This window comes from uncultured Rhodococcus sp. (assembly GCF_963525155.1).
GTDB classification, from domain to species: Bacteria; Actinomycetota; Actinomycetes; order Mycobacteriales; family Mycobacteriaceae; genus Rhodococcus_F; species Rhodococcus_F qingshengii.
This window is the reverse complement of the sequence record NZ_CAURKP010000148.1, coordinates 1-12,851: the sequence shown is the minus strand read 5'-3', so window position 1 is coordinate 12,851 and position 12,851 is coordinate 1. Positions and strand designations below refer to the sequence as shown.

At 61.5% G+C, this 12,851-nt stretch carries 13 protein-coding genes and 1 riboswitch; of the genes, 6 read left to right on the top strand and 7 right to left on the bottom strand.

The window, feature by feature from the left end; translation table 11 throughout:
* Positions 1–41 precede the first annotated feature (41 nt).
* Together RWT78_RS22845 and RWT78_RS22840 are read right to left on the bottom strand one after the other, a co-directional pair.
* The gene (locus RWT78_RS22845) at positions 42–1,070 is read right to left on the bottom strand and encodes an ABC transporter substrate-binding protein (RefSeq protein WP_030536827.1); all 1,029 of its coding nucleotides are present in this window, start codon (positions 1,068–1,070) and stop codon (positions 42–44) included.
* Positions 1,070–1,813, bottom strand: coding sequence for a TenA family protein (locus RWT78_RS22840; protein WP_314681034.1), 744 nt, complete (start codon positions 1,811–1,813; stop codon positions 1,070–1,072). The genes RWT78_RS22845 and RWT78_RS22840 overlap by 1 nt, the downstream gene beginning before the upstream one ends.
* Positions 1,801–1,896, bottom strand: a riboswitch (TPP riboswitch). Its footprint overlaps the gene before it by 13 nt.
* A gap of 104 nt (positions 1,897–2,000) precedes the next feature.
* Between RWT78_RS22840 and RWT78_RS22835 the strand changes: the two genes are divergently transcribed.
* Positions 2,001–3,569, top strand: a complete 1,569-nt coding sequence (locus RWT78_RS22835; protein WP_058037977.1) for a carboxylesterase/lipase family protein — start codon at positions 2,001–2,003, stop codon at positions 3,567–3,569.
* On the opposite strand, the gene RWT78_RS22830 is transcribed toward RWT78_RS22835, so the two are convergent.
* Together RWT78_RS22830 and RWT78_RS22825 are read right to left on the bottom strand one after the other, a co-directional pair.
* Positions 3,562–4,788: an MFS transporter gene (locus tag RWT78_RS22830; protein WP_314681039.1), complete on the bottom strand. Its 1,227-nt coding sequence runs from the start codon at positions 4,786–4,788 to the stop codon at positions 3,562–3,564. The two genes, RWT78_RS22835 and RWT78_RS22830, sit on opposite strands and share 8 nt — an antisense overlap.
* Before the next feature lie 161 nt (positions 4,789–4,949).
* On the bottom strand, positions 4,950–5,219 hold the full coding sequence (locus RWT78_RS22825) for a GNAT family N-acetyltransferase (RefSeq protein ID WP_007726096.1): 270 nt from the start codon (positions 5,217–5,219) through the stop codon (positions 4,950–4,952).
* A gap of 574 nt (positions 5,220–5,793) precedes the next feature.
* Between RWT78_RS22825 and RWT78_RS22820 the strand changes: the two genes are divergently transcribed.
* Positions 5,794–6,120: a hypothetical protein gene (locus RWT78_RS22820; RefSeq protein WP_003941297.1), complete on the top strand. Its 327-nt coding sequence runs from the start codon at positions 5,794–5,796 to the stop codon at positions 6,118–6,120.
* Between the two features lie 57 nt (positions 6,121–6,177).
* Here the strand turns inward: RWT78_RS22820 and RWT78_RS22815 are convergent, their stop codons facing one another.
* Entirely contained in the window at positions 6,178–6,801 is a 624-nt protein-coding gene (locus RWT78_RS22815) for a Type 1 glutamine amidotransferase-like domain-containing protein (RefSeq protein WP_003941379.1), read from the bottom strand.
* 34 nt (positions 6,802–6,835) lie between these two features.
* Complete coding sequence (locus tag RWT78_RS22810; RefSeq protein ID WP_314681027.1) at positions 6,836–7,654, bottom strand: maleylpyruvate isomerase family mycothiol-dependent enzyme; 819 nt, start codon at positions 7,652–7,654, stop codon at positions 6,836–6,838.
* 191 nt (positions 7,655–7,845) lie between these two features.
* On the opposite strand from RWT78_RS22810, the gene RWT78_RS22805 reads away from it, so the two are divergent.
* Entirely contained in the window at positions 7,846–9,384 is a 1,539-nt protein-coding gene (locus RWT78_RS22805) for an AMP-binding protein (protein ID WP_003941397.1), read from the top strand.
* Between the two features lie 23 nt (positions 9,385–9,407).
* On the opposite strand, the gene RWT78_RS22800 is transcribed toward RWT78_RS22805, so the two are convergent.
* Positions 9,408–9,638: a hypothetical protein gene (locus tag RWT78_RS22800; protein ID WP_003941352.1), complete on the bottom strand. Its 231-nt coding sequence runs from the start codon at positions 9,636–9,638 to the stop codon at positions 9,408–9,410.
* A 274-nt stretch (positions 9,639–9,912) separates the two neighbouring features.
* Between RWT78_RS22800 and RWT78_RS22795 the strand changes: the two genes are divergently transcribed.
* Genes RWT78_RS22795 through RWT78_RS22785 form a run of 3 tightly spaced genes read left to right on the top strand, consistent with a single transcriptional unit; the run spans position 9,913 to position 12,775 of the window.
* Complete coding sequence (locus RWT78_RS22795) at positions 9,913–11,022, top strand: Re/Si-specific NAD(P)(+) transhydrogenase subunit alpha (RefSeq protein WP_003941381.1); 1,110 nt, start codon at positions 9,913–9,915, stop codon at positions 11,020–11,022.
* Complete coding sequence (locus RWT78_RS22790; protein WP_003941319.1) at positions 11,022–11,345, top strand: NAD(P) transhydrogenase subunit alpha; 324 nt, start codon at positions 11,022–11,024, stop codon at positions 11,343–11,345. Before RWT78_RS22795 ends, RWT78_RS22790 begins: the two co-directional genes overlap by 1 nt.
* Complete coding sequence (locus tag RWT78_RS22785) at positions 11,345–12,775, top strand: NAD(P)(+) transhydrogenase (Re/Si-specific) subunit beta (protein WP_003941368.1); 1,431 nt, start codon at positions 11,345–11,347, stop codon at positions 12,773–12,775. Before RWT78_RS22790 ends, RWT78_RS22785 begins: the two co-directional genes overlap by 1 nt.
* Positions 12,776–12,851 lie beyond the last annotated feature (76 nt).

Below are 12,851 nucleotides of genomic sequence, written 5' to 3'. Positions count from 1 at the left end.
GAAGCGCCCGCCGCATGGTCGAGACCAACCGTCCGCTCACGTCAGGACGCGTCGAGATACTCATTGGTGAAGTACTCCGACCAGTCCGGCTTCTGGGTCAACGGCTTCCCGTCGGGTCCGGCGAGCAATCCGTTCTCGAAGAGGAATCCCGAATAACCCGACCAGGTTTCGAGATTCTGGGCGCCCACAACGCCGTTGGCGTCTTTCATGTAGTCGGCGGCGAGCATCCGCTGACTCTCACGCACGAGGTCTTCGTCGGTGAATGCTCCGGGGTTCGCGTCGATGAGATCCTGCGCGGCCTGGTCCGGGTTGTCGGCAGCAGTCTGATATCCGCGTTGAACGGCTTTGACGAACTTGCGTGCCTCGTCGGGATGGTCCTTCAACCACTGCTGGTTGCCGTTGATCACGATCGAATACGCATCGGGGAAGCCGTAATCGGTGTACTGGAAGTACCGCATCGGAGTTCCGTTTCGCTCCGCTTCGAGGCCTTCCCAAGCAAAGTAGGAGACGGTGAAGTCTGCCTGGCCCGAGTACACGGCTTCGTACGCGGAAGTTCCGAGCGTGACCGTCGTGAAGTTCCCGGTCCCGCCGTCGTTGCGGATGATCTGCTGCAGCGTTTCGACTTCGCCGGGATCACCGAACCCGGCGTACGTCTTCCCGTCGAGATCACGTGGGCGCGTGATGTCCGCACGATCCGCCTTCACGCCGATGCCGGTGGCGCGGTGCTGAAGTGGCGCGATGACGGACGTCGTGGCGGCGCCGGCTGCACGGGCGAACGTGGCCTGACTCTGTGTGCTGATGCCGAACTCCGCATTGCCTGCATCGACCAGGGTGTCGGGCGAGGTGTTGTTGTACGGCAGGATCGAGACGTCCAGGCCGGCGTCCTCGAAGTAGCCCTCTTGGAGTGCTACGTACAAACCGGTGTGGTTCGTGTTCGGTGTCCAGTCGAGTGCGAACCGAATGGTCCCGTCGGAAGAGCCGGTGTCAGAGGCGCATCCGGTCAGAACTGTGAACGCGGCTGCGATCGCGGCAGACGTGGCAAGCGTGCGGCGCAGCGCCGCAAACGACATCACGACGCCGGCCAAGGCTGCTGGTGGAGTGCGGAATCCCAGAACATCAGCTCATAGCGGCTGGCGATGCGGAATGCTTCACTCATCGCCTCACGCTCTGTCTCGGTGGCAGCTTCGGCCGCAGCATCGACCAGTACGCGGGCCTGCGCCACCGACTCGTGGAATTCGGGTGCGTCGTAGGTCGTGACCCACTGTGCGTACGGATGCGACGGATCGGCGTCGAGTACCTTGCGCGCTGAAGCGGCAAGATCGCGGCCGACCTCGGCGTAGATCCAGAAGCAGGGGAGTACTGCCGCTGCGGAGACCGGGTAAGGCGCAGTTGCTGCAGTCGCCGTCAGATACGAGACGTATCCCAGGCAGGCCTGCGAATGCTCGAGCCTTCCCGATCCCGCTGGAAGAATTCCACCGGTGAGAAGTCCGTCGTGAAGCGCAGATTCCACTGTCGCTGCCGTGGACGCGGAATTCGACCAGAAGCCCGCGGACTGCGGATCCGGGGCGTGGGCCGCGACCAGGGACAACGCCTTCGAGTATCCCTCTAGATAGAGCTTGTCCTGCTCGATGTACGTACGGAACGCGTCGAGTGGCAATGTTCCGTCGCCGAGGCGGCGGAGGAACTCGAGCGAGTCGATCGACTCGCGGAGGGCCTTCGTCTCGGCCCAGAGTCGATCTGTGAACCGATCCGTCGACGGCGCTGTGGCCACCGAGTTTTCGGCAGAATTGTATGCAGGCTGCGTAGTAGCCATGACATCCCTTCGTCAGCATTACCTGATCAGGTTCCCGGGTGTGTTCTCAGCCCCGCCCATGCGGAGCACCCCGTGTCAGAACTAGGCGACCTTAACACCGAGGGGTTGTGTACTCGGCGCACACCCGTCCGAGATTGGTAGGTTTGGTCTTGATTGCCACACGCGCGGGTCGGGAAGGGATTCAGACATGGAGACCGACGTTCGACCAAATCTCGGCGAGGACGGAACTCTGGTGATCCGGGCGCGAGGCGGAGAAGCCCGCGGGTATCCGGATGGCGGTGTATTCGCGTGGAAGGGCATGCCCTACGCAGCGGCGCCGGTGGGTGAGCGGAGGTTCCGAGCGCCGCAACCCGCACAGTCGTGGGACGGGGTGCGCGACTGTCGTGAGTTCGGGCCGATCGCGCCGCAAGGCCAGAGTCCGGCGGTTCCGATCGATCGGGCCTTCAAAATCGACGAGGACTGCCTGTCGATCAACGTCTGGGCCCCGCGACCCGACGGCACGCCGCGACCGGTGATGGTGTGGATTCACGGCGGCGCCTACTGCCTCGGGTCCGCCGCCCAAACGATCTACGACGGCCGTCATCTGGCTGAAACCGGTGACGTCGTTCTCGTCTCCTTCAACTATCGCGTCGGCGCACTCGGGTTCCTGGACTTGTCTGCATTTTCCACCGCGGATACTGTTTTCGAATCGAACTGTGGTCTGCGAGACCAGATTGCGGCACTCGAATGGGTTCGAGACAACATCGACGCCTTCGGTGGTGACCCGAGTGCGGTGACCGTGTTCGGGGAGTCCTCCGGCGCAGGATCCATCACGACGCTCATGACCTGTCCGAGCGCCGAAGGTCTGTTCCATCGTGCGATTGCCCAGAGTCCGCCCGCGACCTCCGTCTACGGGGCCGAGCGCGCCAAGACCGTTGCAGAGCGGTTTCTCGAACTGCTCTCGATCGACCCCGAAGACGCAGGCGATCTGCTGACCACGGATCTGGAACTGCTCGTCAAGGCAAGCGATGATTTGGTCAACGAAATTCCGACCCGGATTCCGGGAACTTTGGCAATGGCACCCGTTGTCGATCGCGATCTGGTGCCGCACTACCCGGTTGCGGCTTTCCAGAAGGGTTACGCGCACCGAATCCCACTGATCATCGGTTCCAACAAGGACGAGGCGTCGATCTTCAAGTTCATGAAGTCTCCGCTGATGCCGGTGAGTGCGCAGTCCGTCGAGGCAATGCTCCAATTACTGGCTGACGATCACCCCGACATCTCGGCGACCAAACTTGCCGAGATCATGTCGGCTTACCCTGACCATGCGAAACCGAGTGGTGCGCTGGCGCTTTCACGGGACGCGGCGTTTCGCATGCCGACCCTGTGGATCGCCGACGCGCACTGCAGGCATTCCCCTACGTGGGTCTACCGCTTCGATCACGCGACGCCGATGCTCAAGGCGGCGCGGATCGGCGCGGGCCACGCGACCGAATTACCTTATGTATTCGGCAATTTCGGAACCCTGAACGTCGACCCCACGTTCTGGCTCGGCGGACGGAAGGCTGCGATGGAGGTGGCCGGCCGTATCCAACGGCGATGGTTGGCCTTCGCCAGGCATGCCGTGCCGGCGGCCCTCGACGGCTCGAAGCACTGGGCGCCGTACGAGGAAGAGAAGCGGTCGACGCTGTTGATCGACTCCGCCGACACCCTCGTCAGCGACCCCGATCACGGACTGCGCGTCGCCTGGGGCAACGACGTGATGGGGTTCAACTGACGTCGGTCGAGTGCCGCGGACGATCGAGTTCGCGAAGCACCGGTAGGGAGGCACTTACTGCGGCGATCAGGATGATCGGAATCGACAGGGCCACAAAGGTCGACGCGATTCCGAGTTGATCGAGCAGCGGGCCGACCGCGAGGTAGCCGAGCGGGCCGGCGGCGTAGGCCGTCGACGTCATGACACCGACGACGCGTCCGCGCATGTGCTCCGGGCTGTGCGTCTGCATGGCGTAGTTGGCGATCGGGCCGACTGGTCCGTAGACGAGGCCCTGCAGTCCGGCAAGTACGAGGATCACCCACAGCGGAGGTAGGAGCGCCATGGCCAGCATCGCTATGCCGAGAACGGCGACGGCAAAAATCATGATCAGCCGCCGGGACATGATCGGCGCCAGTGGGGCGTAGGCGAGAGAGCCGATGATGCCGCCGATCGCCAAGGCCATCAACACCGATCCGAGTTGGGCCGGTTGATCCAACTCTGTGAAGTACACCGGGAACACGACACTCTCCACAGGCATGTAGAGCGCGACGACTGCCATGTCGATCAGCGCCAGGGTGCGCAGCAGTTTGTTGTTCCAGACGAACCGAAGACCGTCGAGTGTGCCGTGCCAGATCGATTTCGGACGGTGTTCGTGTTCGGGCACTCCGGCGCCGGGAAGCCGGATGAAGGCGACCACGACTATCGAGAACACAAAACCTGCCGCCGTGACCCAGAGCGTGTTCACCGCTCCGATCGTTGCGATGAGGACACCGCCGATGCCAGGGCCGATCAGATACGCGACGTTGAAGTTGGCCTCGTACACACTGTTGGTTCGATCGAGCTTCCACTTGGCGGTCCGAGTCGCTGCAGGCAGCATGGACTCCCTCGCCGCCATTCCGGCGGGGTCGAACACGGCGCCGAGTGCGGCCAACGCCGCGATCACCGGGATCGTCAAGCCCGCGGTGGCCGCGATGATCGGAATCGCTGCAACGGACATCGCGGAGAGAGCGTCGGAAATCATCGACGTTCGACGGCGTCCGAACTTGTCGACGAATGTCCCCGAGAACAGGCTCGACACGAGTAGCGGAATGGCTGCTGCGCCGGCAACTATCGCCGCGTCGGTAGCCTTACCGGTTCGTTCGAGCACCAGCCAGGGGAGCACGACGATGGCGATACCGTTGCCGATCGCCGAGAACAGCGTCGCGAGATTGACCAGTACGAGAGGGAGATAGCTGGGGATAGCTACGTCCGTGGACGCAGGTGGACGCCGATCTGCTGAGGCGACCACGTTCTTTCCTTCCCCGAGATGGTGCCGCCCAGGATTTCGACGACGGCACCATCGACGCTAGCAGCGGGGTCTGCAGGTTCGCGACTGGTTTTTCGCCGGCCGTTCTCGTTCGGTTATGCCTGGTAGACGGGGTTCTCCGCAACAAACTTCTCGACGTACGAGCACGTCGGAAGGATCTTCAATCCCTCGTTCCGGGTCTGATCGAGCGCTTCACGCACCACGATGGCGGCAAGCCCGCGCCCACGAAACTGCGGATAGGTCACCGTGTGGTGGAAATCACGGACGCCGGAATGGTCCGAGTACTCGGCAAAACCGGCGAGTTCGCCGTCGACTCGGATCTCGAAACGCGTTTCCGCGGGATTGTGCGCCACTGTCTCGGTCATCTTCGGGCTCCGTTTCGAAAGGGCGGCCGGTTGCGCCGCGCCGCGTCTACGTTCTCTGGAGCACGCTACCTGGCAGGCCGTCCGCAATATCGGTTGCCGACGTGGGATCCGTTACTTAGCGCAACTACAACTGGACGACCGTTCAAGGGACCTTCGTCGCCATGGAGAACGAACAAAACTGGTCTGTACGTGCCGATTTGCCCGTACTTTTGTGCCCACAACGGGTGATACATATGCATCACGATCGTAAACATCCCAATATGTGGGACCGGTCACAAAGTTTTTTGTCGTCTGTTCGGATGGATTAAGTGGAGGGCCTGAAACGGGCAAATTGCAGGTCAGCGGCGCGCTGGTTGCGTGTCGATGATGGGTGCGAGCGGCCGGAAACCCCAGGGGTATTGCGTTGGTCATCAGATCGTTTCTCGGACGTGATCCCAAAGACCCGCTCGGGGGGTTAGCGTTTGAATCGTCGGGGATAGAAGAAGCGTTACAACTTCGCCAAAAAAACTTTGGCGTCGCTGCTCAACGGTTCGATTTCGAGTCTTCGTCGGACAACTTCGAGGAAGGAACGCACATGATTTTCGGGCAGCGTGAGTCGAACAGTTACTTTGCCGCAATTTTTTCGTACGACTTCCTTGACGAAGGTCTGGGATACGAGACCATCGCACGGATTCACCGAGGCGAGATCTGCGAATGGATTCGTGATCTCGAGGCTTCCGGGTTGTTCTCGGCTGCGGAAGTCCATGCCGCTGAACTGGCATGGCGCGAAAATCCACGCCTGCTCCTCGACGCCCTTCTCGAGGACGCTGACGAGGTCTCTGTCAAGCGCTGGGAGATCGCGTGGACGAGGCTCGAGCGTCAGTCGCCGGCAGCCGGAACCGCGGTGGCAGAGCACGGCTGATCCGGTCGGGCCGAGTCGACTGCTCAGTCTGCGTCAAGATCAACCGTCTGCGTTACATCAACGGTCGACGAGTATCACCTCGTAATCGGTGAGCACGGTGAATTGCACGCCCGCCGTGGTCAGGGCCGCAACCGTCCGCGCAGTCACCTGTGGATCTTCGAGTAGCGAATCGCCGCCGTGCGGCACTATCGCGAAGTCGATCAGCGCGAGCCCGGACCAGATCGGGTCGATACCGCACGTTGGCATGACTTCAGCGGGGTCGTCCGACGCGTCCAGCCCGATCAGAGTCGGAGTCGCCAGGCACGCTCCGGCGCTGTATCCCGCATAGGCCACGACGCCTGAACGAACCAGCATCTCGATGACCCGGTCAGCGCCACTTCGAGCTAGCTGAGCTCGCAGGACGAACGTGTTTCCGCCGCGAACCCACAGGCAGTCGAAATCGCGGAGCCGGAGTTCCAGTGCTTCCGGTGCACCCAGGAAGTCTCGGACATCCACTTCCTCTGCGGTGAAGCCGGCTGCCCGTAGTGGAGTCAATTCGCTGGTGACTGCTGAACTGCGGGCATTGACGGGCCACGAATCTGCAGCCGCGGCGATGACTGCGATGCGGGCGCCGCGGCCTACGAGATCGACAAATGCCTCGCGGTGGTCGCCGAATCGGTAGGACGAGAGAAACAGTTTCACTTCTCAGTACCTTCGCGACCTACCCACCCAGCCCTCAAATCGTGAACGCCAGATTGTCGACGACGCGTGTGCCCACCGTGGTGTCACCGCGAAGCGAGATGTCGGTTCGGTGATCCGAAGCGTGGACGCGGCCACCGGCAATTCGGGTGAAGAGTGGTGAGCTCATCGAGATGGTTGTGGTCGCCGGACCGTCCAGCTCCGGGACGAGTGTTGCTCGCGCGTCGACCGAGACGTGAAGTGAACGGGCAAGTGGCCCTTCGAGTTCGAAAGTGATCCGTGCTCCCTCTGGCGCCTTTCCTCGTTTTCCGACGACGAATCCGAGCGCGCTGGTGATTTCGCCGAATGCAGTCTCCGCGCGCAATCCGCCTTCCTCACCCGGAATGCCAACTGCATCTCTGATGTCGAGTTCGTGCATCCAACAGTCGAAGGTCCGAATACGCATGAACCGGCCATAGGGCGCAAGACCGACCGGTGTTTGTGTCTCGGCGTCCCAGTCCGCGCTGGTCATCGAGCGCAGCGCTTCGGTTCGTTCGGCGGTGATCTCGCGATATCGGGTCAGCAGGTCCGAGTGCGGTGTCCGCCGCAGGCCTTCGACCCAGCGCTCGTTGAACGCCGCAATCTCGTTGTGGACGTGGGGCAATGCGTGCACGTCCAGATTGATCGACGGCGGATTGATGCCCAAGAGCAGTGATTCCGTACCGATCAGATGGGACACGATGTCGTGAACCGTCCACCCCGGAAGGTTCGACGGTGCCAACCACTGATCGCCGTCGAGTTCGGCCAGCAGTGCGTCGATGACTCTCCATTCCTCGGTCAATGCGTCGACTACTGAGTCCTGGGGCCAACCACTCATGTGGACATCTCCTGTTTCGGACGGTGCGGTTCTCCTCACTGTATGTCCCGGCGGATAAGTGAGCGGGCATTCCCATGCTTCGAGTCGGTGTCGTCAAACCTCCGAGGGAGGCAGAGTTCCTGTGGTAGACCAGGATTGTCGACGCCGAAGCAGGCTCACGCGGCGTTGTCGTCACCGACAGAGGAGTCTTCGTGTTTCCAGGAAATTTTGTCCAGTCCACGCCGGACAAGCCCGCCGTCATTCGCCCTGCGACGGGTGAGTCCATCACCTATCGGGAACTCGACGAACGGTCGACGCAGTTGGCGCGATACTTCCGAAGTGTCGGTGCCAAGCCTGGGGACCACGTCGCTCTCATCTCGAACAACGATCTCCGGGCGTTCGAGGTGTACTGGGCAGCGTTGAGATCCGGCCTCTACATCACCGCGGTGAACTGGCATCTCACGGCTTCGGAGGCTGCCTACATCGTCGACGACTGCGAGGCGACAATTCTGGTGGCGTCGGGGCAGGCGTCCGCAGCAGTTCCGTTGGACGAGAAGCTGATTCCACGCGTGCGGCACCGATTGGTGTACGGCGGCGCCCTCGAGGGCTTCGACGACTACGAAGAAGCGGTCGATGCGCAGTCCACTGCTCCACTCGACTCGCAGCCGCGTGGGGCTGACATGCTGTATTCGTCGGGAACCACCGGCAGGCCGAAGGGGATCAAAGGAGATCTCCCGGAGGGTGAGGTGAACACCACCATGGATCCGTACACCGCGGTGTTCGCACCGATGTACGGGTTCGATTCCGACACAGTCTATTTGTGCCCGGCTCCGGTCTATCACGCGGCGCCCCTGCGTTTTTGCGGCGTGATCAATTCGGTCGGCGGAACCGTGATCTTGATGGATGCATTCGAAGCCGAAACCGCGCTGGAGTTGATCGGTAAATACGCTGTGACGCACAGTCAGTGGGTACCGACGATGTTCGTTCGAATGTTGAAACTTCCGAAGGAGACCCGTGATCGTTACGACGTCTCGACGGTGAAGGTCGCCATTCACGCTGCTGCTCCCTGCCCGCCCGAAGTGAAGACGGCAATGATCGACTGGTGGGGGCCGGTGATCTACGAGTACTACGCCTCGACCGAGGGTTCGGGCGCTACCTTCATCAACAGTGAGCAGGCCTTGTCGCATCCGGGTTCCGTCGGGCGTGACGGAGTGATGGGGATCGTGCACATCTGTGACGACGCCGGGCGCGATCTTCCGGTCGGCGAGATCGGTACCGTGTTCTGGGAGCGGGAGACTTTGCCGTTCCGGTACCACAATGATCCCGAGAAAACGGCTGCCGCGCAGCATCCGGATCATCCGACGTGGACGACGAGTGGAGATATCGGCTATATCGACTCCGAGCGTTTCCTTTATCTGACCGACCGCGCCGCGTTCACGATTATCTCCGGTGGTGTGAATATCTACCCACAGGAGTCCGAGAACATCCTTACTTTGCACCCGAAGGTGTTCGACGTGGCGGTCATCGGTGTTCCCGACGAAGAAATGGGTGAGCAGGTCAAGGCGGTTGTCCAACTAGCGGAGGGAATCGAGCCTGGTGCCCATGTCGCCGAGGAATTGCTGGAATACGTTCGCAGTCAGGTCGCACATTTCAAAGCTCCGAGAAGCATTGACTTTGCCGACGAATTGCCTAGGACCGCTACAGGAAAGCTCGTCAAGCACAAGTTGCGGTCTCAATATGTGAGCAATTGATGGTCTAGTGAAATGCTAGGACATCAGAGTAATTCTGCGAGATAGTCGGCAAGGACCTGCGCGTGACCGTATGGCAGGTCCTTGCTTGCTGTCAGTAGAACAACGGGGTCGAGCATCCGAGGCCGGTGCGAGGCGTACTGCAGGTTTTCGCGTTTGAGGCCGCGTGGCCGGAGTCGGTCTACGCGGAGTCGGACGGCGTTACATTCGGAAGCCGGTTCGTAAACTCGCTCGACGGTGATTATTCGGCGCGTCATTCTGATGCCTTTACGTCTTTCGGCCGTTTCAAATAGTGGAATAGTCCGCCATTCCGGTGTGATCGGCCTCACAGTAGGCTTCTTCAGGTATGTCCAAACATACTGTTCGGACTCGATTCAGATGGAGAAAGTGCGTCGTCGGTTTCCCTACGCCGCGTTAACTCTGGCTACTATCAGTCACCATTCACCCAAAAGCGGGTCATCTTCCGCTCATCACATGCTGGTTGCCGCTCGTCGCAGCAGGCGAACCACCAACCGCAGAAGGTAATGGAAAATGGAAACATCGAAGAGCGCACAAGTGCGTCCGTCGGTCGGCGTCCCTCGAGAATCGAGTGATGGTGAGCGTCGGGTCGCATTGGTGCCGAAAATTGTGTCCGCTTTGATCGGCAAGGGTGTCGACGTGGTCGTCGAGTCCGGGGCCGGTCTCGGGGCGTTGATTCCCGACGAGTTGTACACCGCTGCCGGCGCGAAGATCGGCGATCCGTGGACTGCTGACGTGGTGGTCAAGGTTGCGCCTCCGTCGACAGAAGAGATCGCCCGGATCAGTACCGGCGCGAAGCTCATCGGTTTCCTGAATCCGCGTAATGCGGACAACCGCATCGCCGAGTTGAAGGCCGCCGGCATCGAGGGTTACGCCGTGGAGGCGATTCCTCGTATCTCCCGCGCGCAGGTGATGGACGCGTTGTCCTCGCAGGCGAACGTGTCCGGGTACAAGGCTGTTCTGTTGGCAGCATCGGAGTCGACGCGGTTCTTCCCGATGCTCACCACCGCTGCGGGCACGGTGAAGCCTGCGACGGTTCTGGTCCTCGGAGTGGGTGTGGCAGGTCTGCAGGCGCTGGCGACAGCCAAGCGTCTCGGTGGCCGCGCTACCGGGTACGACGTGCGTCCTGAGGTCGCCGACCAGGTGCGTTCGGTGGGTGCACAGTGGCTCGACCTCGGAATCGATGCGGCGGGCGAGGGTGGATACGCCCGCGAGTTGACCGACGACGAGCGAGCGAAGCAGCAGCAGGCACTCGAAGATGCGATCAAGGGCTTCGACGTTGTGATCACCACAGCTCTGGTTCCGGGTCGTCCCGCGCCGCGCCTGGTGACCGCTGCCGCGGTCGAAGGCATGAAGCCGGGCAGTGTCGTGGTCGACCTCGCGGGTGAAACCGGTGGTAACTGCGAGCTGACCGAGCCGGGTCAAACCGTCGTCAAGCACGGCGTGACCATTTGCTCTCCGCTGAATTTGCCGGCGTCCATGCCGGAGCATGCGTCCGAGTTGTACTCGAAGAACATTTCCGCGCTGATCGAACTCATGTTGGTGGAAGGTGCCTTGGCGCCTGATTTCTCCGACGAGGTTCTGGCCGGTGCGTGCGTCACCCGTGAAGAGAAGGGCGCCTGATGTACACATCACTTCTGGCGAACATCGCGATCCTGGTGTTGTCCGGGTTCGTCGGTTTCGCTGTGATCTCCAAAGTTCCGAACACCCTGCACACCCCGTTGATGTCCGGTACGAACGCCATCCACGGCATCGTCGTCCTGGGCGCGTTGGTCGTCCTGGGCAAGGTGCACGATCCCTCGATCGGGCTGCAGATCATCTTGTTCGTCGCGCTCGTCTTCGGAACCGTGAACGTTGTCGGTGGTTTTGTCGTCACGGACCGCATGTTGGCGATGTTCAAGGCCAAGCCGGCCGCCAAGTCTGTGTCGAAGGATGGTGACCAGTAATGGAATACCTGGTCAATGCGCTCTACATTGTCGCGTTCTCGATGTTCATCTACGGCCTCATGGGTCTTACCGGCCCGAAGACCGCAGTCCGCGGCAACCAGATCGCCGCGGTCGGCATGCTCATCGCCGTCGTTGCAACTCTGATCTCCATTCGTGATGCGGAGATGGGGAACTGGATCCTCATCGCTGCCGGCCTTGTCATCGGTGTCGTGCTCGGCGTTCCGCCGGCGCTCCGCACGAAGATGACGGCCATGCCGCAGTTGGTGGCACTGTTCAACGGTGTCGGCGGCGGCACGGTCGCGTTGATCGCGTACGCGGAGTTCCTGGACTCGGACGGTTTCACCGCATTCCAGCACGGCGAATCGCCGACGGTACACATCGTCATCGCTTCGCTCTTTGCCGCGGTGATCGGATCGATCTCCTTCTGGGGCAGCGTGATCGCGTTCCTGAAGCTGCAGGAAACTCTGCCTGGTCGTCCGATCGGAATCGGCAAGCTCCAGCAGCCGCTCAATGCTCTGCTGCTCATTGCCGCCGTCGCGTTCTCGGTGATCATCGGTATCAAGGCGATCTCACCGGAAGGCCCGACCAGCTCACTGTGGATCGTCGGCGTGCTCGTGCTCTCGGGCATCCTCGGACTGATGGTCGTGCTGCCCATCGGCGGCGCGGACATGCCCGTCGTCATCTCGCTGCTCAACGCTCTGACCGGTTTGTCAGCTGCTGCTGCAGGTTTGGCGCTCAACAACCAGGCGATGATCGTCGCCGGCATGATCGTCGGTGCTTCGGGCACCATCTTGACCAACCTCATGGCCAAGGCCATGAACCGGTCCATCCCGGCCATCGTTGCCGGCGGCTTCGGTGGTGGTGGCGGTGAAGCCGCATCCTCCGACGGCGTCGTGCGCACGGCAAAGGCGACCTCGGCCGCCGACGCGGCCATCCAGATGGCCTACGCCAACCAGGTCATCGTCGTACCCGGATACGGACTTGCCGTCGCGCAGGCTCAGCACGCGGTCAAGGACATGGCGAAACTGCTCGAGTCGAAGGGTGTCGAGGTCAAGTACGCCATTCACCCGGTCGCCGGCCGTATGCCCGGTCACATGAACGTTCTTCTCGCAGAGGCGGATGTCTCGTACGACGCGATGAAGGAAATGGACGACATCAACGACGAGTTCTCTCGTACCGATGTCACCTTGGTGATCGGCGCGAACGACGTCACCAACCCGGCCGCGCGCAACGATCCGAGCTCACCGATTCACGGAATGCCGATCCTCAACGTCGACCAGTCGAAGTCCGTCATCGTGCTCAAGCGCTCGATGAACTCCGGTTTCGCCGGTATCGAGAACCCACTCTTCTTCGCCGAGGGCACCTCGATGCTCTTCGGTGACGCCAAGAAGTCGGTCTCCGAAGTAACCGAGGAACTCAAGGCGCTCTAGCGCTGGTACTCGGAAGGGGCGTCCACCCGCAGCTGCGTGTGGACGCCTTTTTTCGTGGCCGTGTGTTGCAAAGATG

Bases quoted from the DNA above. Each gene is read 5' to 3' on its own strand.
- RWT78_RS22825 (WP_007726096.1), bottom strand. From the start codon at position 5,219: ATGACCGAGACAGTGGCGCACAATCCCGCGGAAACGCGTTTCGAGATC.
- RWT78_RS22840 (WP_314681034.1), bottom strand. From the start codon at position 1,813: ATGGCTACTACGCAGCCTGCATACAATTCTGCCGAAAACTCGGTGGCC.
- RWT78_RS22785 (WP_003941368.1), top strand. From the start codon at position 11,345: ATGGAATACCTGGTCAATGCGCTCTACATTGTCGCGTTCTCGATGTTC.
- RWT78_RS22835 (WP_058037977.1), top strand. From the start codon at position 2,001: ATGGAGACCGACGTTCGACCAAATCTCGGCGAGGACGGAACTCTGGTG.
- RWT78_RS22820 (WP_003941297.1), top strand. From the start codon at position 5,794: ATGATTTTCGGGCAGCGTGAGTCGAACAGTTACTTTGCCGCAATTTTT.
- RWT78_RS22810 (WP_314681027.1), bottom strand. From the start codon at position 7,654: ATGAGTGGTTGGCCCCAGGACTCAGTAGTCGACGCATTGACCGAGGAA.
- RWT78_RS22790 (WP_003941319.1), top strand. From the start codon at position 11,022: ATGTACACATCACTTCTGGCGAACATCGCGATCCTGGTGTTGTCCGGG.
- RWT78_RS22795 (WP_003941381.1), top strand. From the start codon at position 9,913: ATGGAAACATCGAAGAGCGCACAAGTGCGTCCGTCGGTCGGCGTCCCT.
- RWT78_RS22800 (WP_003941352.1), bottom strand. From the start codon at position 9,638: ATGACGCGCCGAATAATCACCGTCGAGCGAGTTTACGAACCGGCTTCC.
- RWT78_RS22845 (WP_030536827.1), bottom strand. From the start codon at position 1,070: ATGTCGTTTGCGGCGCTGCGCCGCACGCTTGCCACGTCTGCCGCGATC.